Origin of the sequence: Bifidobacterium eulemuris (genome assembly GCF_014898155.1) — a bacterium.
GTDB lineage: Bacteria > Actinomycetota > Actinomycetes > Actinomycetales > Bifidobacteriaceae > Bifidobacterium > Bifidobacterium eulemuris.
Genome location: NZ_CP062938.1, coordinates 2,094,039 through 2,114,071, shown reverse-complemented (window position 1 = coordinate 2,114,071; position 20,033 = coordinate 2,094,039). Strand labels below are relative to the sequence as shown.

Annotated in this window: 13 protein-coding genes; 2 read left to right on the top strand and 11 right to left on the bottom strand. The window is 60.5% G+C overall.

All coding sequences use genetic code 11. The features are described 5' to 3' along the window. Positions 1–213 precede the first annotated feature (213 nt). From BE0216_RS08875 to BE0216_RS08860, 4 genes are all read right to left on the bottom strand, one after another. Complete coding sequence (locus tag BE0216_RS08875) at positions 214–1,248, bottom strand: class C sortase (protein ID WP_169714302.1); 1,035 nt, start codon at positions 1,246–1,248, stop codon at positions 214–216. 46 nt (positions 1,249–1,294) lie between these two features. Next, a complete protein-coding gene (locus tag BE0216_RS08870) occupies positions 1,295–1,762 on the bottom strand; it encodes an HTH domain-containing protein (protein ID WP_094637728.1) in 468 nt (155 codons plus the stop codon). A 181-nt stretch (positions 1,763–1,943) separates the two neighbouring features. Further along, positions 1,944–3,461, bottom strand: a complete 1,518-nt coding sequence (locus tag BE0216_RS08865) for an isopeptide-forming domain-containing fimbrial protein (protein ID WP_094637727.1) — start codon at positions 3,459–3,461, stop codon at positions 1,944–1,946. A 167-nt stretch (positions 3,462–3,628) separates the two neighbouring features. After that, positions 3,629–7,564: a SpaA isopeptide-forming pilin-related protein gene (locus tag BE0216_RS08860; protein ID WP_193042851.1), complete on the bottom strand. Its 3,936-nt coding sequence runs from the start codon at positions 7,562–7,564 to the stop codon at positions 3,629–3,631. 192 nt (positions 7,565–7,756) lie between these two features. Here BE0216_RS08860 and BE0216_RS08855 point away from each other — a divergent pair, with 192 nt between their 5' ends. Then, positions 7,757–9,031 (top strand): integrase catalytic domain-containing protein, encoded by a 1,275-nt coding sequence (locus tag BE0216_RS08855; protein WP_226805655.1) that lies wholly within the window; start codon positions 7,757–7,759, stop codon positions 9,029–9,031. Between the two features lie 389 nt (positions 9,032–9,420). On the opposite strand, the gene rpmA is transcribed toward BE0216_RS08855, so the two are convergent. The 5 genes from rpmA to BE0216_RS08830 all read right to left on the bottom strand — a co-directional run bounded on the left by rpmA (position 9,421) and on the right by BE0216_RS08830 (position 16,070). Further along, a complete protein-coding gene (gene rpmA, locus BE0216_RS08850; protein WP_072726353.1) occupies positions 9,421–9,672 on the bottom strand; it encodes a 50S ribosomal protein L27 in 252 nt (83 codons plus the stop codon). 39 nt (positions 9,673–9,711) lie between these two features. Beyond that, a complete protein-coding gene (gene rplU, locus BE0216_RS08845; RefSeq protein ID WP_072726351.1) occupies positions 9,712–10,020 on the bottom strand; it encodes a 50S ribosomal protein L21 in 309 nt (102 codons plus the stop codon). 133 nt (positions 10,021–10,153) lie between these two features. After that, the gene (locus BE0216_RS08840; RefSeq protein WP_420835652.1) at positions 10,154–13,030 is read right to left on the bottom strand and encodes an Rne/Rng family ribonuclease; all 2,877 of its coding nucleotides are present in this window, start codon (positions 13,028–13,030) and stop codon (positions 10,154–10,156) included. Between the two features lie 237 nt (positions 13,031–13,267). After that, positions 13,268–14,551 carry a succinyl-diaminopimelate desuccinylase gene (gene dapE / locus BE0216_RS08835; protein ID WP_094637645.1) on the bottom strand — a complete coding sequence of 428 codons (1,284 nt, stop codon included), beginning with the start codon at positions 14,549–14,551 and terminating at the stop codon, positions 13,268–13,270. Between the two features lie 163 nt (positions 14,552–14,714). Further along, positions 14,715–16,070, bottom strand: a complete 1,356-nt coding sequence (locus BE0216_RS08830; RefSeq protein ID WP_094637644.1) for an ATP-binding protein — start codon at positions 16,068–16,070, stop codon at positions 14,715–14,717. Between the two features lie 359 nt (positions 16,071–16,429). Between BE0216_RS08830 and BE0216_RS08825 the strand changes: the two genes are divergently transcribed. Continuing rightward, positions 16,430–17,374 carry an AEC family transporter gene (locus tag BE0216_RS08825; protein ID WP_094637643.1) on the top strand — a complete coding sequence of 315 codons (945 nt, stop codon included), beginning with the start codon at positions 16,430–16,432 and terminating at the stop codon, positions 17,372–17,374. 54 nt (positions 17,375–17,428) lie between these two features. On the opposite strand, the gene BE0216_RS08820 is transcribed toward BE0216_RS08825, so the two are convergent. After that, on the bottom strand, positions 17,429–18,883 hold the full coding sequence (locus tag BE0216_RS08820) for an FtsX-like permease family protein (RefSeq protein WP_094637642.1): 1,455 nt from the start codon (positions 18,881–18,883) through the stop codon (positions 17,429–17,431). Further along, entirely contained in the window at positions 18,880–19,761 is an 882-nt protein-coding gene (locus BE0216_RS08815) for an ABC transporter ATP-binding protein (protein WP_094637641.1), read from the bottom strand. Before BE0216_RS08815 ends, BE0216_RS08820 begins: the two co-directional genes overlap by 4 nt. Positions 19,762–20,033 lie beyond the last annotated feature (272 nt).

Here is a 20,033-nt window from a genome sequence, read left to right as displayed (position 1 = left end):
GGGCCTCAAACACAGGGAATGCCCACGTCATTCCAAACGGAAGCGGCTCTTCGCATTTTGGTACGTAAAGGCCGTGCGGTTTCATTCGCTGTGTGATCGAAAAATTGAAGGAAACCGCGCGACCAGAAAATCGACCTTTACGCCGAAGCGCACGGGCTCTCCCGCGAAGAGGCCATCAACCGTCTGCTTGACTCCGCCTTATCGTAACGACATTCACCGCGGCCAGCGGGAGGCGTGGCGGATCTGACGCCAGGGGGCGGTGCGGCGGCGGTTGAATATCACAGCGAAGACCAGGCCGGGGATGGCGGCGACGGCCACAGCCCACGCCACCAGAGTGCGCACATCGCCCGGCGCGTCCTGCGGGTCCGGAATCGGCATCGGAATCTCCTGGCGCACACCCGATACCAACAGCCGCTGCGTGTTCACACCATACGGCGTGCAGGTCATCAACGTGACGCGATCCTCCCCCTCGACGACCTTGAGCCGGCTCGTATCGTCGGGCTCGATCACCAAAATACGGTCCACGCGATAGCCCAGCGTCTCCCCCATCACCTCGATATAAAAGAAATCCCCCACCTCCATCTCATCAAGCCTCGTGAACATCAGCGCCTCGACCAGACCACGATGCCCGGTGATCACACTATGCGTGCTCTCGCCGCCCACCGGCAGACTCGAACCATACAAATGCCCCGCGCCCGACGCCAACGCGCTTTCCGACGTGCCATGATAGATCGGCAGATCCACGGAAATACTGGGAATGAGAATGGAGCCCATCACCCCACCGCCGGTGTCCAGCAGACTCTGGTATTCCTCGTCTTTCGACGCCTCCGAGTCCTCCTCGTTGGAGGCTTGCGAGCCGCCCTGCACCCGCGCGAACGGGTCGACGGCCTCGCCCATCACCGGCTGGCCCGACCGGGCGAGCCGCTCGTTATACGCGCGCGCCGCCGCCAACGATTCCTCCGCCTGCGGATACGGCCACTCCGCCACGGTCTGCGCCGCCTGCGACGCCGCGGATTCGAGCCGACGGTCGGATTGGTATTGCAGGGCCAGCGGATATCCACCGATGCATAACGCCACCGCCAGCAGCACCGCCACCACCACACGCATCGCCAGCAGTTGGCGCGCCATATTCCGCCGTTTGCGCATCAGATCCGCGACATCGGTGGCTTTCTCGAATGGGACGGGAGTCCAGGAGGGGGAAGTCCGGGAGGATGAGGATGGCCGGGCCGGCTGCTGCGCCGGACGCATGTGATGCGCTTGAGACGGTGGTGAAGACGGAAGTCGTTTCATGGGGTCACTGCTGCTGTTGCTGACGCAATCCGTCCGCCTCGGCGGTGAGTCGCTTGACGGTTTCGCGCAGCTTGCTGTTTTCTTGCTGGAGGACTTGGGTATAGTTCGACTGCTGCATCAGCAGTTGCAGCAGCATACGATTGTCGTCGACGGGGTCGCGGCGCATGTTGAAGATTCCGCCGCCTTCGCCGCCGTTTTCGCCGCCATCTTCGCCGCCGTTTTCGCTGTCGGACAGATGGTCGAGCTGCTTCCAGCGGGCGATGCACCGCTCGATGCGCTTATGGCCGATGATTTGGGGGCTTAGGCCCGCGTCGCGGAAGATTTTGGAGGGGCGCTCCCCTTGCGCGTACCGGCGCATACATTCTTTTTGAAACTGCGATGAATAGTAGATATGCGAACCGTTCACACTTTTCACGGCCGGCAGCATGCGAAGATATTCGAGCTGTTCTGGGGTGAATGAAGTGTCTGTCATGAGCGCTGCCCTTCTCGTAATTGCCGATGGCATGGCGTGGATAGGTGGAGTGAAGATGGCGTCGATCGCATTACGCCGTTCGACGATTCGGGGGACTCTCCAGATGTGCGAAAAGATTGGGCTCTCCTATGGCGAAGAGCCCAATCTTCATACCACTAACGAAGTGCGTCAGCAATCACGCTCAGGCCATCATGGCCTTGGCGGTCTTGCGGGACTTCGCGTAGACCATGGCCGCAGCGCCCACGACGAGCAGCGCGATCACGGTGAACAACGCCGTGCCGGCCGCACCGGTCAACGGCAGCTGGGTGATGGACTTAACGTTGGTCATGGTCGCCGTAGCAGGGTCGAAAAGATCCCATGTATCAGCCGCAACAGCGGCGAACACCGGCTTCTTTCCGTATTCCAACGTGACATTAAATGATCCCCTGAAATCTTGAGCACCCGTTGCCACCTGAGTTTCGGTAACCGTATAGGTACCGTCCTCAAGACCAGTGAAAGAAACAACACCATCGGCGTTGGATTCTGCAGTAAGCGTATTGCCGTTCTTGTCGGTCAGTTGGAACTTCGCGCCCGCCGCAGCAGTATCGTCAGCCCACTTCTTGTTGAAGGAGAAGCTGTTGTAATGCGAAATTACAGTACCTTCTTCCGAAGCCGCACCATTATTGTTAACCGTCACCGTGTTAACCACGCCACCAACTGGAGCTTCCTCATTAACAGTTGCCTTATAGGTCATCACCAGATCATTGCCAGCAGCGAGATTCAGACTCTCAATCAAACTCTCAATAGCCTCTTTGTTCAAGGTGACGGTAAAGGCAGTATTCCCATCACCGGTAATCACAGCGGTCAGAGAAGTGCTCGCGCCGGTGATTTCGGCAATGGGCTTGCCAGCAATCGTAATGCCCGCAGTCGCCGGGTCAACGGTCAAACCAGTACCCGGGTTATCAGTGAACACATAGGAGTACTCCGTGTAAGCAGAGGTGTCAGGAACCTTGCCCGTCACCTGGTAAGTCACAACATCACCGATAGTCACAGTGTTGTTGGTGTCGCCTTCGATAATCTCCTTGCTGGGGCTCGGAGGAACCGAAGCGTTCTTAAATGCCACCGTGGGATTCTGCTCCACAGGAGCGGTACCGATAAGAATCGGAACAGATGCGTTGGTAGAAGTCGTATCGTAAATAACCCACAATCCGGCTTCCAGTGTGATGGATGCTGTGTATCCGGTGGCCGGAGGCGTCGCCGCGACAGCGTTCAACGCGTCCGGCTTAGTAGCAGTACCCAGCTCGCTCTTATTAAGCTCTTGCACAAACTTGCGGCTCGTTCCAGCTTTCTGGATATCCAGCCCCGCTGGATTAGTCCCAAGAACTGTGGACAGTGGGTCTTCCTCATCCGTCACATCAGGGTCGACAACGGTATTCACCGCGCGACGCACTTCAGTAATGGTCTCATTGTTCGCGCCTTTAACGGTTTGAATACCGTACTTGGTCTCCGTACCATTCGTGTATTCCACATACTCGCCAATTTTGTATGCTTCAAGAGTGTGGCCATTCAGGTTCACGGCATCATCTGCCGTGAACGTAATAGTTTGATCACCGGTGATGACCGTTGCCGGCGCGGCATTGGCGGTGGTGACGCCTAGGGCGAGACCACCGAGCATCGTCGCAGCGGCGGCGATACCCGCAAAAAGTTTCCTCATCTTCATGAGAACCCTTCCTTTCGTTTTTCTTCTACATACTTTTCTTGCAATCGCGGAGGTTGGAGGCTCGCATATCCTCCGCGATCCGCAAATCTGTGATGGATGCCGGGAAAGCGGCTATTGTCGGCCGCTCTCCACCGGCATCGTTGTTCTCCCGAGACAGGAGAGGTGGATTACTGAACCGCATGGCGCTTGCGCCATTCGTTCATGCCCAGCCAGCTCAGCAGGCCGGCACCGGCGATGCACAGGCCAAGCCAGACGTAGCTCATCGAAGTCGGACCACCGGTCAACGGCAGCGAAGACACCGCCACATACTGATTGACGAATTCGGCACCGGTTTGAGTCACATCAGGCTGTTGGTCGGAAGCGATGGGATTACCATTGAAGTCCATGGACTGCTTGATTGATGCCACCTTCGCAACCCAAGCACTGTTCTCGTAGCTCAACTGGACCTTCACCGTATATTCAGACTGGTCATACTTCCAACCTAACGGCATCGTGGCAAGATACACGTTCTCCTTGACGATAAAGGTGTAAACCTTTGGTGTAGCCGTATCGTCCGGAGTCACGAATTTCAATGCATTGAATGACTTATTCACTTCTGCGTCAGCATTGCCCAATTCATCCTTAGTAACTGTGACAGTAGCCCCGTGATCCGCATCCAAGCCACTGATGACGTCAATTGCATCAGTATTGGCATTCTGCAACGTCAGAGTGAAGCTGAAGTTCTCGGTTGCCGCAGCGCCCTTCACCGTCTTGCTGACCTCAATGGAGCCTGCCGTTAATTCGACGCCTTCACGCTCATTGGTCACCTGCACCATCACCGAACCGGTAACGATGGACGACAATGCCTGACCAGAATTCGGTTTATTAGCAACATACTTAGCCAGATCAGTACGCGATTCCTCCTTCGTTGCACCGCTCGGGCGTTCGTCCTGATATGTTCGGATAATCGGCCAATCCGTATCCGAAATGAACATGTAATCACCACTCTCAAAGCGAGCACCATACTGCAGAGCCGCGCCAACGCCGCCATACGTGAGTTCCAACGAATTGGGTGTAGTGGATGTAGTGGGTGAGACCTTAAGTTTGCCGTCAATGGCTCTCGCAGTATCGAGGTTTGCAGGCCCCGCCTTCGTCAAAGTCGCACTACATTTAGAAGCGATGCAATTCGCGTCAAGCGCCACGTCAGTCGCCGAGCCAGCAACAGATTCTACATAACGCAATGTGTCATCAAACGAACCAGTGGAACCAAACGTGGACATGGTCGCTACCAGCTGTCCAACGCCTCGCACGACTTTGATACCATCGTCAGCTTCACCAGCGTCTGCGAAGATGCCATCGTCCGACACCACGATCTTGCTTACATTGGTTGTTTTCTGATATCCAGCAGGGGCTTCCATCTCGACAAGGTAATATGTGCCGTTCACCAATGGTTTGTCACTGATGTCCGTCCTTAGTGGTTCCGTTGAATCCGGTCGTTGGTATTCGCTTTGCACGGCGAACATCGCAGCACCTTTGAAAGAGGGCGTCGCGGGATCGGTGTCGTTCATCCAGGAATCTGTCGTCGTAACAGTTCCTCCGGCAGGATTACCTTCATCATTCTCATTCACGGTTACTGTGTCGCCGCTTACTGTAACCTGATCCGCCCCATACAGACCAAATGTCGCGCCGGCAACAGGATCGCCGTTCTCGTCCACCTTCTGTACGAACAGCTCGTTCTTGATGTTCGGAATGTAGAAACGAGATGAGAAGTCACGACCAAATTCATCGCTGTTCACGCGCCAAGTGTTGCTGGCGTTCATCTCATTAGCATCAGTCGCAGTCGAATAGTAGGTTGCCACCGTATATTTGGTGCTGTTCTTAGCGCTCTCATCCAGCATGAAGTAGTACTCATCCAAGTATCCTGGCAGAGACTCAATATTCGCCTCATAGTAGCCATTACTCGACAGACGGAACGAGCTAGCTTTCGTTTCTTGGTACGCAGCAATGACGTTTTGGATAGTTGCAGCACCCTTGGATACCGACCATCCCTCAATCATGTCGCCTGAAATTACATGCCAATTTGCAGGGTTTGAAAGCCCCTCAATAGTGGCATCTGTGCTGTCACGCTTCAACACGACCGCGAACATCGTGCCGTTCTCAAGCATGTCTTTCGTAGAGCACTCCGTGACGCAAGGATTATTAGTGGCTCCACTATGACTATACGTCGTGAATGCCGAGAGCGCAGTGATACGTTCCTTACCACGAGCCACGCCACCCGTGTTCCATATGGAACTGTTCGGACTATCTGAGTCAGGATCGGAGACCAAAGATCCACTGGCCAGATTCTTTGATGGCATGTACCGCAGGCGCATATCATTTATCATGCGACTGTATCCTGCTGGCGCTTCAGTTTCCCTTAACACATAGTATGCGTTAGTGTCTGGGTTATCTCCATACCTCTTACCAAAATCGATAATCGTTCCCGTATTATCCGTCAGAATCAGATAACCATTCTCATCGGTCTCGCCAGTAGCCAATACAAGGGTTTTTTCATCCACCGTATAGTCGGCATCCGTGGCATACAGAGCAAAGCTTGCGCCTTCCAGCGAGTCACCACTCTGATCGACTTTGATCACGTCGCTGCTCATCGGCTCAACAAGGTTGAAGGACAACTTCATATTCGAGTTGCCGTTACCACGTTCCAAATAGTAGAACTGTAATTCGTGATAGGTGCCGTCAGCGAACGTGTTGGCTCGGGCGCCCTCGCCCCATCGGACTTCATCGGCCTTACCTGCGTTTTCAAAAGCTTGCTTGATATTTGACGCCAGATTAGTGGTATATTTTTTCGGACTGCCTGAGTCGTTGGCATAACTGGAACCATCAGTCACCGTCACCTCACCGGTAGCGAAATTGATGTTCAACGTCAGACGATCATGAATACCGCCAACATCTCCTACGAGCACACCGTCGATAAACACCCAGACATCATCATCGCCAGAGAATTTGAACTGCATTTCTTGGTTATTATCCGTAACGCCATCAGCTGGCTGCACGAAAGTTGACGTCATTCGTAAGCCAAAGTAATGATTCAACACAGCATCATCTGAATGAATATTCTTAGCTTCTCCCGAATCCGTGAAAACACTCGTTCCATTGTTAAAAGGGAAGAATTGTCCAGTCGATTTGTCCGCATTATTATTGCCATTTACGCTTGGATTTTGATATAACACAAACGAATTCGATGAGGATGACGACTGCCCATCTAATAAGGACGCAAAGTTTAGCTGACTGTCATAATAATAGTAACCATAATCATCCAGTTGGAGTAAACCATCCGCATCCGCATATACAGCTTTGGAGTTCGATGATGTCCGATTGAACAGATAGTCAAGGGATTCACTAACGGATTCTTCACCGGTAATACCGGTCGCATTACCATCCTTCAGGATCGGGTAGCCATCCTCCCCCAATGTATTCTCCACAATCCCCGCGTAGGGACCGCCGACATCGTCAGTCGACTTTCCGGTCCATACATTGATATTTCCACCGGTTTTGCTTGGATTCTGGTTACCCACCTCAGCAGCCTTGTATCCAAGAAGATTCGCATTGGGGCTGAATTTCAGAGAGTGATTCGCATTAATACCTCGATTAAGGTAATCAGAAGGCGTGCTAGTCGCATTATCTTGGGCGAACCGAGAATCAGACAGCCAATAATCAAACACGTCAATGGTGCTGCCTTCCGGCGAGACCGTATCGTTGACGGTGTAACCGGTTAATGCGGCGGTGCTGATGCCGTCGTCGGCATTTTGGGCGACGATATCGTCGGTCTGGTCGTCGGCGCTTTGGGCGTCCGTGTTTTGGGTATCGACGTCTGTGCTCTGCGAAGCATCCGTGCCTTGCGAAACGTCCGTGCCTTGCGTGGTGTCTGTGCTCTGATCGGAGTCGTCGGTGTTCTGCACCAGCTGCACGTTCTGAGAGGAGTCGGCATCACCCTGGGAAGAGGGATCGGCGATGGCGATATTCGTCACCGCAAGCGACCCCAGCGTCGCGACGGCAACTGTTGCGGCGATCAGCCTAAATAGGGAGACCCCCCCCCCCGTTTCGGAGTATTCAACATTTTCCACCTCTGTTTTTGTCTCTTCGTTTCAGTCAACCGCAAAGAATACACCCATCATTCTTCCCTTTACGGTTTCCCGACGTTCGTCGTAATGTTTGAGCGCGAAATTGGATTCCGTTCGTCATAAATAATGAGCGCGAAATCCCGCGCGGCCCGCGTCGTTCGCGGGGATGCTTGCCTTATGGAAGGCAGACTGGACATGGCCACGAGAAAACGGCTGACGAACAGGTTCAAGGCGGAGTACGCCAAGGGCGACAAGAAACAGAAGGGCGAGATCCTCGACCGCCTCGAGGCCGTCGGGATGGGCAGGTCCACCGCCCGGCGGCTGCTCACGCAGGCGGAGAGGGAGAAACCCGTGAAAGGCGCGGCGCGGGGCAGGCGGCCGAAGTACGACGCGGGCGCGCAGCGGCTGCTGGAGCGCCTGTGGCTGCTCATGGGCATGCCGTGCGGCCCGTACATGAAGGCCATGTTCGACCAGTGGATTCCCGCGCTCCTGGCGAACGGCGAGCTCGACGGCATCGACGGCGACGCGCTGGACCAGGTGCTGGCGATGAGTCCGTCGACCATCGACCGGCGGCTCAGACCGCTCAAACAGGCCGCCATGCCGAAGGGCGCGTCGCTGACCCGGCCGGCCGCGGAGCACATGCGCAACTCGATCAGGATCCGCAAATGCACCGACGAGACAATCCGCGTTCCCGGCCTGGCCGAGGCAGACACCGTGGCCCACTGCGGGCCCAGCATGAAGGGCGAGTTCGCCCGCACCCTGACGATGGTGGACTACGCGACGAACTGGACCGTGAACGTCACCGCCCGCAACAATGCCAAATCCAACATCAAGGCAGCGGTCGCCACCGCCCTGCCGCTCTTCCCGTTTCCCGTCACCTGCTTCGACTCCGACAACGGCGTCGAGTTCATCAACGACGAGCTCGTCGACTGGCTGCTCGAACAGGACATCGAACAGACCCGCAGCCGCCCGTACAGGAAGAACGACCAGGCCACCGTCGAGTCGCGCAACAACCACGTCGTCAGGAAATACGCGTTCCACTGGCGCTACGACACCGCGCAGCAGCGCGAGCTGCTCAACCGGCTGTGGGCGAAGACCTACGTGCTGCTGAACCTGTTCACGCCCACCCGCAAGCCCGTGCGCGTCGACCAGGGGCGCGACGGGCGCAGGAAGACCGTGTACGACGAGCCCCGCACCCCGTGGGCGCGCGTGCTGGAGCACGACGCCGCCGACCGCGCCGCCGGGGGCGGCGGATACGTCGTCGACGACGCCCGCCGCCGCATCGAGGGGATCATCGCCGCCACCAACCCCGCCCGCCTCAACCGCGAGATCGCCGTCATCCAGGACGAACTCGAACGCGTCAGCCGGGACCGCACCGAGGCGATGGCCCGCCGCGCCGGCCTGGACATGGGATACTTGGGAAAGGCGATCGAACGCATGCGCGCCGACGCCGGACAAAACGACAAATAGATCGCAGGCACCGTTTCGCGCTCACCCATTACGACAAACGAACAACGATTACGCGCTCACTTATTAATGACGAACCTCGTTCCATCACCTTGTCGCCCGCGGAATCTCAGGGGACACGCCGAAAAAGCTTACCCCCTTCATAGAGCGTTTTCATTGAAATTTCAGCCTATAACAACGAAAATAGAGGTTTTGATGATATGCCCCCTGTCCCCCGTTTATGCTGTGGAGCCTTGGGGCTGAGATCCTTCGACTACGCACTTCGTGCTCCGCTCAGGATGACGAAGAAAAAGGAACAGGACCGCTCAGGATGACGAAAAAGGGCAACAAAAGACCGCATCGGCGCGTAAGCGCACGATGCGGTCTGAAAGCTTGAGTTAAGCTCGGGTGGCTCAGGCGGTGACCACGTCGACGACCTTGCGGTCACGACGCACACCGAACTTCACATTGCCGTCCGCGAGGGCGAACAGGGTGTGGTCCTTGCCGACGCCCACGTTCTGGCCCGGATGGAACTTGGTGCCACGCTGGCGAACGATGATGTTGCCGGCCACGACGGCCTCGCCGCCGAACTTCTTCACACCAAGGTACTGAGGCGATGAATCGCGACCGTTGCGCGAGCTGGACGCGCCCTTCTTATGTGCCATTTCTGGTCCTTTCGGTTCTGACTAACGTGTATGGAAAGCTCAGGCGATCGCCGTGACCTTAACGGCGGTCAGCGGCTGACGGTGACCCTTGCGGCGGGCAACGCCAGTCTTGTTCTTGTACTTCTGGATGTTGATCTTCGGGCCCTTGGCCTCGTCGTCGACGACTTCGGCCTTGACGGACACCTTCGCCAGATCGGCGGCGGCCATGGTCACCTTGGCGCCATCGACCACGAGCGCGACCGGGAACTCCACGGTCTCACCCTTCTTCGCCTCGAGACGGTTGACGAGGATGACGTCGCCGACCTCGACCTTTTCCTGATGGCCACCGGCCTTCACAATCGCGTACATAATCCTACCTTGCTACTGTTTGGTAAAGCTTTCTCGTCCGGCATGGCGAAACCACGTGTCCAGACACCGACTATCAAAGATACACCCACCCATGTACTTACGCAACTGCGTGTCAAGCTCGACACGCAGTCGCCTACTTTTCCTCGCTCTCTCCGTCCTCCTCATCCGCATTGTTCGCGGCGATGGCGGCGGCCGCGATCTGCGCGAGCTTGGCCTTCACGTCCGGCGAAGAACCCTGCGGGGCGGAGACATCCGATCCACGGCCATGCTTGTTCGTCTTGATGAACGGGTCGCCGCCGCGCAACGCGTACGGATCGTCGTAGTCGGCGGAGACGGTGGGATGGTCGTGCAGAATGAAGCCGCGGCCCTTGCAGGTCGGGCATTCCTCGGAGAACGCCTCGACCAGGCCCTGACCGATGCGTTTGCGCGTCATCTGCACCAGACCCAGCGAGGTGACCTCGGCCACCTGATGCTTGGTGCGGTCGCGCGCCAAGCATTCCACCAAGCGGCGCAGCACGAGGTCGCGGTTGGCGGGCATAACCATATCCACATAGTCGATCATCACCATGCCGCCGATGTCGCGCAGCCGCAGCTGACGCGCGATCTCCTCCGAAGCCTCAAGATTGCAACGGGTGACCGTCTCCTCCAACGACTTGCCCTTGCCGATGAAACGGCCGGTGTTCACGTCGATGGTGGTCATCGCCTCGGTGCGGTCGATCACGATCGAGCCGCCCGACGGCAGGTAGACCTGACGTTCCATACCCTTGCGCAGCTGGGAATCGATCTGCCAGCGGTCGAATACGTCCTTGCCCTCATGCTCGGCCGGGTCCCAACGCTCCAGCTTGTCCTTCAGATCCGGGGCCATGGTGTCGAGGTATTCCTCGATACGCTCATACACCTTCGAGCCCTCGACGATAAGCTTGTTGAAATCGTCGTTGAAGATGTCGCGCACCACGCGGATCGCCACGTCCGGCTCGCCCTGCAGCAGCTTGGGGCGCTTGCCGTGCCAGAACTCCTCGCGCTTGGCGTTGATGCGCTCCCACTGGCGCACCAGGCTTTCGAGATCTTTGACGATGGCCTCCTCGGAGGCGCCCTCGGCGGCGGTGCGGATGATCACGCCCATATCCTTCGGCGCGATCTTCGAGACGATGTTCTTCAGGCGGCTGCGTTCGCGCTCGCTCAGCTTGCGGCTCACGCCGGTCATGCCGCCGGAGGGTACCAGCACGAGGAAGCGGCCGGCCAGCGTGACCTGCGAGGTCAGGCGGGCGCCCTTGTGTCCGATCGGATCCTTGGTGACCTGCACCAGCACCGGATCGCCGCTTTTGAACGCGAGTTCGATACGGCGCGGCTGGCCCTCGAGACGTGCGGCGTCCCAGTTCACCTCGCCCGCGTACAGCACGCCGTTGCGCGCCTGGCCGATGTCGACGAAGGCGGCCTCCATGCTGGGCAGCACGTTCTGCACGCGGCCCAGATAGATGTTGCCGACCGTCTGCACCTCCTGGATGTCGGAGACGTAATGCTCGACGAGCACATTGTCTTCGACCACGGAGATCTGCGTGTGGCGTTCGCGTTCGCGCACCACCATCAGGCGGTCCACGTTCTCGCGGCGTGCGAGGAAATCCTGCTCCATGAGCTGGCTCTGGCGGCTGCGTTCGCGGCGGTTGTCGCGGCGGCGCTGCTTCTTGGCCTCAAGTCGGGTCGAGCCTTCGACGTCGGTGATCTCGTCGATGTACTGCTGCTTGCGCGAACGGCGCACCAGCGGCTGCTCCTGATCGTCGGAATCGGCCTTGGAGCGGCGGCGACGGCGGCGACGGGTGACGGTTTCGGCCTCGTCATCCGCATCGTCATGATCGGCGCGCTCGTCGCGGGTCTCGCGGGTCTCACGCGATTCGCGGGTTTCCTGCGACTGGTCGGACTTGGAGCGGGAACGGCGGCGACGGCGGGAGCGCGAACGCGGCTCGTCGCTTTCCGGCTCCTCCTCGTCGATCGGCGTATAGGCGATGTCGTCGAGCTCGAGGTCCTCCTCGATCTGCTCGACCTCGGCGGCGGCACGGCGCTCCTGCGCGTTCAGACGGCGGTTGCGGCGCGAACGCGAACGGGAGGTTCCCTCCAGCTCGTCATCGTCGCGCTCGTCCCGTGTGTCACGCTCGTCACGGGTCTCGCGATCGTCATGATCGTCATGGTCGTCACGGCGCGTGCCGCGGGAGCCACGGCCGCCGCGCTCGTCATCGCGGAAATCCTCATCGTCGCCCGCTCTGGAGCGACGGCGGCGCGAACGCGAACGGGTGGAACGATCCTCGTCGTCCTCATCATCGTCACGCATGGCGCGACGGGACGGACGGTCGTCGTCGGAGTCGTCGAAGGGAATCACCGGCTCCTGGAACAGCAGCGACGTCATCGGACGCGAACGGCGCGGGGTCTCATGGCCCTCAGGCAGCTCGCCAACCACCTCGAACGCACGCTCGATGAACGTCTCCTCCTCGACGCGGGCGCGCGAACGCGAACGGGTGCGGCGGGACGGACGCTCATCGGCATCCTCGTCATCATCACGGGAATCGACGGTCGGTGGTGCCGGCGGCTCAAGCGCATCCACCTCGGCGGACGCGGCGGACGCACGGCGACGCGTGCGACGAGGCGGACGATCCTGCTCCTCATCGACCTCAAACGGCGATGCGGCGACCTCGACGACGGCGGGCTCGGCCTTCGCGGACCTATTCGTATTCGAACGCGTGCGGCCAGTGGACTTCGCCGGCTTGGCGGCGGGCTCGGGCAGCACCGGCTCCTCGAACAGCGGTGTGGAATGATCCTCCACCTTCAGCTCCACCGAAGCGCCGGCGGCACCGGCACCGCGCACCACGCGGCGACCACCGCGACGGCGGCGGGGAGCGGGCGAGACGACGGGCTGGGCCGATGCGTCGGCCGGCTCGCTCGAAGCGGATACGGATGATGCGGATACGTTGGTTTCAGGGGTTGCGACCTCGTCGGCCCCATCATGGTTCACAGTGGGCACAATGCTCCTTACGACACGCTGCATCGCGTCGTATCTCAGGCCTGCGGCGATGCTCACACCACGCTCTCACCGTGGCCGCGCAACGATTGCGCTCGCGCAAGCAAACTCATCAAAGTCCATGTGTGCAGACGGCGGACACCAGCGCTCGCGTTGTCAAGTCGAAGAACCGCGAGGGGATCGACGCCATCAGGCACGTCGGTGGTTTGCAGAACCACCGTCTCTCAGTATGCCACACTTTTACCGGCAAAGCCACGTCTGCAGAAGATCGGCCATCAGCACGAGGTCGCTTTCGGGCACTTGCTCGTCGTGTTTGTGGGCGAGCAGCGGGTCGCCGGCACCGAGATTGACGGCCGGAATGCCGAGGATCGCGAAACGCGCCACGTCGGTCCAACCGAGTTTGGCCAGCGGGTCGCGACCGGTGCGCTCCTTGACCAGCGCGGCCAGCGAGGCTGCCAGCGGAGAGCTCAGGCCCGGGCGGGCGGAGGGGCTTTCGTCCTTCATTTCGATGCCGTAGCCCTCGAACACACCGCCGGTGGCGACATGCTCGCCATTGCCGAGCTGGGCGCCCGCATCCGCGCCCATCATCAGCGCCTTGGCCTCGGGCAGCGTCTTGTCGGGCGCGAAACGATAGTTCACATGCACGCGGCATTCGTCGGGGATCACATTCGTGCCCTTGCCGCCGGAGATCAGCGTGGCGTTGAGGCCCTCGCGGTAGACCAGGCCGTCCACCTCGATATCCTGCGGCTCGTAGGCGTTCAGACGGGTCAGGATGTCGGCGGCCTCGTGGATGGCGTTTCTGCCCATCCACGCGCGGGCGGAATGCGCGGCCACGCCGTGCGCCACTACATCGAAGCGCATCGTGCCGTTGCAGCCGCCCTCGATGCCGCAGTTCGTCGGCTCGCCGATGATGGCGAAATCCCCGGTGATCCAGTCGGGATGGGCCTCAACCACCTTGCGCAGGCCGTTCTTCTCGGCCACGACCTCCTCATGGTCGTAGAACACGTAGGTCAGGTCCACTTTGGCGTTGGCTTGCGTGAGGGTGGCGGCGAGGTAGAGCATCACCGCGTCGGAGGCCTTCATGTCGGTGGCGCCGCGTCCCCACATCACGCGGGTGCCCGGCGCGACCTTACCGGCGACGTCATGACGCACCTTGGCCACGCCGGGTGCCACCTCGCCGGCTGTTTCTGCCAGATCGGCCGCCGGGTCGAGCCAGCGCGGCGGGAAGTTGTCGATCACCGGAACCGTGTCGAGATGCCCGGCGAGGATCACGCGCTGCTCTCGGCCGAAATCGGTGGAGGCCACCAGCGTGTCGCCGTGGCGGCGCACGGTCAGATGCGGCTGTTCGTCGAGGAACGCCTCGACCATATCGGTCAGCGGCCGCTCCTCGTCGCTCACCGAATACACGCCCATGATCTGCTCGAGCAGCGCGGCAAGCGTCTCCTCGCGGCTGGCCTTCGGATCGATGGTGATGGTTCGGCCGTCGCCGGCTTGGATGTAGTCCTGCATGATTCCGTCCCTCATTCCGTTCTTATTCGTGCTCATTCGTGCTCAAGATGTGGCGCCCGCCGATACGGGTCCATTCGCGAATCCTGCCTTCATCGTAGCGAAATTCTCAGCGTCGCGAACACACGTCGCATGCGCGGTGAGCACGATATGCGTCCACCCGTGCCGCAGACAGCCGCCTTCACACGAGTTGCCGGGTGCGATGCAATAACGAGACCATGTAGACCGGAAGATACAGCACCTTGCCGTCGCGCTCGACGTTGGTCTCGGCGAAGACGATGGCCTCGTCGATGCCGTAGCCGGGTGCGACAAGCGCCTTGTCCAGCGCGGCATGGCTGCGGAACCGGCTGCCTGACTTGATTTCCAACGCCCTGATCCGACCGTCCGCGTCCTCAATGAGGAAGTCCAATTCGCCGACCTTCTTGCCGGTGAAGTAGTACGGAGCAAAACCGTGGGCGACCAGCTCCTGCGCCACGACGTTCTCGTACACTCCGCCGAAATTCATACGGTCGTGGGACGAGGACGTTTCGCCCGACTGCGTGCCCAACCCGTCAAGGATGCCCAACGTGGAGCGCTTCTCATACGTGCCCGTCAAAAGACCGACGTCGGAATAGAACAGTTTGAGCAGACGACGCTCCTCCGCGGCCCTCAACGGCCCTTTCGGCTCGTCCACGTTGTATACAGGCAGTGCCACGTTCGCGCGCGACAGCCAGAGGAACTCGTCCTGGACCTGGCTGAAGCGCTGGACGTCGGCGATGTCGCCGACTTTGAAACGTCGCGTGGGATTGTTCAATTGCCCGGGAATCATCCGATATATCTCCTGAATCACCAGGCGACGGTCCCGTGGCGCGTACTGCGTGATGTCGCGGTTGTAGAACCTACGGATGTCGGCTTGCAGCGTTCTGACGTTATCCACGGCGTTGTCGCGCACAAACGCGGCCACGACGTCCGGCATGCCTCCGGTCAGCAGATAACGGTGGAACAGCGCCGACAACCGCTCGTGCAGGAAGTCCGGCACGGGAGTCTGCCGCTCGAAACAGTCGCGCGCCATGGCGAAAGCCTGGTCGGCGAGCCCGGTGGCCCAGCAGAACTCCTCGAAATCCATCGGGAACATCATCAGCTCGGACATATATCCGACCGGATACGAGCGCACGTTCTCCAGCTCGACGCCGAGCAGCGAACCGGACAGCACGTAGTCGTATTCCCCGCGATCGACCAAGGTTTTGATGTACGTCACGACGTTCGGGCATTCCTGAACCTCGTCGATGAACACCAACGTATGCCCCGGCACCAAGGGGCCGTCGGCTGCGATTGAGATACGCAGGGCCAGATCATCCGCGCTGCGAGCGGCGAGAAACGATTCACGCGTCACGTCGTCGGTGGCAAGGTTGAATTCGGCGACGTGGTCGTATTCTCCCCCGCCAAACTCACGAATGAGATAGGTCTTGCCGATCTGTCGAGCGCCGGTTACCAGCAACGCCTGTTTGGTTTTGCCGTTCTTCCAGGCCAATAGGTCATCATATGCCTTGCGCCGCATAGCTCCACCGCCTTTCGTCGACAGTTATCCCAATTCTAGAATGTCTGAATATGACAGTTATTCGTATTCTATTAGTGTTCAATATTACACTTATTCCAATTCTAGAAACACTGATTTTTACACTTATCCTAATTCTAGAAAGGTCGATTCTGACACTTATCACGATTCTAGAAGACTGGATTTCGACACTTATTCCGATTTCGCGACACCTGTCGCTCGCCAAACCGCGGCGGTGACGCTTACGGTCGGTCTGTCCCGGTCGCCCCGGAATCCGGACGCGAGCCGTTTGGTGAGATTTTTCTGCGTGGGCCGGACTCGTGTGCCACACTGGTGGGGTTGCAAAGGAATGAGTGAGGATTATGCCAGGTTTGGTCAGTGCGATGCAGGGCTTCTGCGTGATCGGCATCGTCATCGCGGTGGGCTATGTGGCCGCGCGTATGCGCATCGGCGGTGCGAGCGCGCAGATGGTGCTCAACCGCTTCTCCTTCTTCGTCTCCAGCCCGTGTCTGATGTTCGCGATCCTCTCCAAAGAGCCGATCTTCGACATCTTCCACCCGTCGATCGTGGTCGCGTTCCTCTCCGCCATACTGGTCGGCGTGGTGTTCCTGGTGCTTAACCACCTGTTCTTCCACCTCAAGGCGGCCGACGCGATCATCGGCGCGCTGAACTCGCTGTATCTCAACTCGAACAACATCGGCCTGCCGATCGCCACCTATATCCTCGGCAATCCCGCCCTGGTCGCGCCAATCCTCGTCATGCAGCAAGCGTTGTTCACACCGGTGGCGCTCACCGCGCTCGACGTGACCGCCAAAGGCAAGGTCTCATTGAAGGAGATCGCCAAGCAGCCGCTGCACCAGCCGCTGCTGATCGCCTCGATCGCGGGCATTCTCGTCTCGCTGATCTCGCAGCTCACGGGAACGTTCATCATCCCCAATTTCATCTTCGACCCCATCGATATGATCGGCGACTCGGCCGTGCCGATGATCCTCATGGCGTTCGGCATGTCCTTGTACGGCACGCGCCCCATGCAGGAGAAGGGCGACCGCCCGGCCGTGATCACCGTGGCCGTGCTGAAGAACGTGGTGATGCCGGTGATCGCCTTCCTGGTGGCCTACTTCCTGATGGGGTTCCGCGGCGCGGATCTCTACGCCTGCGTGGTGCTCGCCGCCCTGCCCACCGGTCAGAACGTCTACAACTATGCGGCCCGCTACAACGTGGGTCTCACCTTCGCGCGCGACGGCATTCTATTGTCGACCATGACCTCGCCGATCTTCATCGCCATCATCGCCGTCCTGCTCGGCTGAAACCGACGACCGACTGGAACCGACGGTCGGGACCGCCGCCCCAAACGTCGTGCCTCAGTCGTCGGCGCGATAGTCGGTGAGGTTGAGGCTGGCGGCCACGCGGTTCGAGGCGAACGCGCCGATCGAGACCAAGGCGAAGCACAGGGCGATGCCGCCCGCGAAACTGATCAACGTGGCCGGCGCGGTCATCGACTGCGAGAACAGCGGCAGCATCAGCGCGAAGGAGCAGCCCGCGGCCACAACCACCACAACGGTCAGCGGGGTCAGCACCTCGATGAACCGCGCGCGGTTCAAGGTGCGCACATCCGTACCCTCCAGCACCAGCAGACGGTATTCGTTCGCCTGGTCGTAGACGCTGCCGGCCTGCATCACGCCACAACTGACCGCCGCGAGCACGGCCGCGAAGGCGAGCGTGAGCAGTCCGCCGGTGCCGATATCGCGCGCGAATAGCAGATTGGGGTCGTTGGGGTCGGCACCCATCGGCGTCGCGGAATCGCCGAACAGCGAGGCCACCGACGTGATGCCGGCGATGAACACCGCCAGCGCGATGCCGCTCACATTGCGCCAGGCGCGCTTGGGATTGTCGAGAATGCGGCGCATCGCGATCATCGTGGCCGCGTCCTTCGGCCGACGCGCCTTGGCACGGGCGCGGGCGGCGACCACCCACGAGCCGATCAGATTGACCAGCGCGAACGGCAGGGCGATCATCGCGAAGATCATCGCATACAGCACGCCCGCCCCCAGTCCGGAGAACAGCTGCATATTCCCCAGCACAGCCAGTGCGCCCACGAACACCACGACGAAAATCACCACGCGCCAACCCGTCGGCAGCGGCTGCGACTGGCGGGCGGTCACCCCCAGCGGGGTGATGGCCACGCGGCGCAGGGTGATCAGCGAGGAGACCAGCGCGAGCGCGATCACGCCCACAATCACGGCCGCCAACGCCGGCGACCCCACCCACAGTTGCTCGAAGGTGAAATGCTGGTTTTGGAAATTGAGCAGCATCACCACCGGCATCAGCGCGAAATAGCCGACCACGCCGGCCAATGCGCCGACCAGGGCCTGACCGGCGGCGTCGAGCGCGGTGAGTCGCATCACCTGCGCTTGCGAGACGCCGATCAGACGCAGCGCCGCCAACCGCGCGTCGCGGCGCGAGGCGGCGAGGCGGGCGGCGGATCCGGCGAGCGCGACGAACGGCACGATCAGCAGTATGCAGGCGAAGATGGCGAGCAGCACGTAACTGGAGGCGTATTGGGCGGGATCGTTCGAATCGGTCAGCCGCCTCATCCAAACCTCGTAGGTGCCGGGCGCGCAGGAGGCGGAGTCGAACATGCAGGCGACGGTGTGGTCGGCGGAGGCGCGCCAGACGAATCCGTGCACGCCGCCGAGCACGGTGAGGAAGATCGCGGTGGCCGCGGCGAAGGCGATGATGGCGAGCATCGAGGTGTGGCCGGCCGTGCCGCGGGTGCCGGGGCGGTGGAAGAGGCGCCATAGCGCGAAGGTGCTCATCGCATGGCCTCCTGCGTCATATGCGGCGCGGCGGGTGCGCCCGCGGCCATGCCAGCCGCACCCACCATGCCGGTCGTACCAGGCATACCAGCAGCCATGCCGGTCACGCCAGCTGCACCGACCGAACCGCCGGCGGCACCTTGCGGCGTGGTCAGCACGCCGTCCTGCATGGTCACGGTGCGCCCGCAGAAGGCGGCCACATTCGGATCATGGGTGACGACCACCACGGACGAACCGTTGTCACGTGCGGCCTGGGTGAGGATGCCCATCACCTCACGGCCGGTGGTCTGGTCGAGCGCGCCGGTGGGTTCGTCGGCGAACACAACGGCCGGACGCATGGCGAGCGCGCGGGCGATGGCGATGCGCTGCATCTGGCCGCCGCTCATCTCGCCGGGACGTTGCGTGGCGAGCGCGCGCAGGCCGAGCCGCTCCAGCCACAGAATCGCCGTGTCGGTGGCCTGGCGGTAGTCGACGCCGCTGAGCATCATCGGCAAGGCGATGTTCTCCACCGCCGGCAGTTCGGGCAGCAGTTGGCCGGACTGGAAGACGAAGCCGAAGGCGGTGCGGCGCAGCGCGGTGCGGTCGGCGTCGTTCATACGGGTGATGTCGGCGCCGCGGAACACCACACTGCCCGAGGTCGGCTGGATGACGCCGGCGAGCGCGTGCAGCAGCGTGGATTTGCCGGAGCCGGAGGGCCCCATCACGGCCACGGATTCGCCGGCGTTCAGTTGGAAGTTCACATGGTTGAGGGCGAGCGTGTGGAAGCTCGGGGCGGGCACAGCGACGACCGGCTCGCGGTTGGTCGGCGCGGCGGAGACGCGTGCGGAATAGTCCATCACCAGATCGGTGGCGGTCAATACGGGAATCGTTGTGTTCATACCCGTAACGCTACGGTCCGCGCGCGGCGGCGGCCATCAGGCACAGGGACGATTCGCGCCGGCCCCGCGTCTCATTCCTGCGGACGACATATCGTCCTGAAGAACACGCAGCCCAGCGACGCGCACCAGCGGCTCAAGTCAGTGACGTGTGCCGCAAACCCGTCATGCCGAGCGCCCCAACCCGTCATGCCGAGCGAAGTCGAGGCATCTCCGCCGAAACCTGACCGCACAAGCCCCAGCCGCGAACCGCGCCGTGAGGGACGGGTGTCTCC

Excerpts from the sequence above, each read along its gene's own strand:
- BE0216_RS08820 (WP_094637642.1), bottom strand. The coding sequence starts at position 18,883 with ATGAGCACCTTCGCGCTATGGCGCCTCTTCCACCGCCCCGGCACCCGC.
- dapE (WP_094637645.1), bottom strand. The coding sequence starts at position 14,551 with ATGAGGGACGGAATCATGCAGGACTACATCCAAGCCGGCGACGGCCGA.
- BE0216_RS08855 (WP_226805655.1), top strand. The coding sequence starts at position 7,757 with ATGGCCACGAGAAAACGGCTGACGAACAGGTTCAAGGCGGAGTACGCC.
- BE0216_RS08865 (WP_094637727.1), bottom strand. The coding sequence starts at position 3,461 with ATGAAGATGAGGAAACTTTTTGCGGGTATCGCCGCCGCTGCGACGATG.
- BE0216_RS08815 (WP_094637641.1), bottom strand. The coding sequence starts at position 19,761 with ATGAACACAACGATTCCCGTATTGACCGCCACCGATCTGGTGATGGAC.
- rpmA (WP_072726353.1), bottom strand. The coding sequence starts at position 9,672 with ATGGCACATAAGAAGGGCGCGTCCAGCTCGCGCAACGGTCGCGATTCA.
- BE0216_RS08870 (WP_094637728.1), bottom strand. The coding sequence starts at position 1,762 with ATGACAGACACTTCATTCACCCCAGAACAGCTCGAATATCTTCGCATG.
- BE0216_RS08875 (WP_169714302.1), bottom strand. The coding sequence starts at position 1,248 with ATGCGTCCGGCGCAGCAGCCGGCCCGGCCATCCTCATCCTCCCGGACT.
- BE0216_RS08830 (WP_094637644.1), bottom strand. The coding sequence starts at position 16,070 with ATGCGGCGCAAGGCATATGATGACCTATTGGCCTGGAAGAACGGCAAA.
- rplU (WP_072726351.1), bottom strand. The coding sequence starts at position 10,020 with ATGTACGCGATTGTGAAGGCCGGTGGCCATCAGGAAAAGGTCGAGGTC.
- BE0216_RS08825 (WP_094637643.1), top strand. The coding sequence starts at position 16,430 with ATGCCAGGTTTGGTCAGTGCGATGCAGGGCTTCTGCGTGATCGGCATC.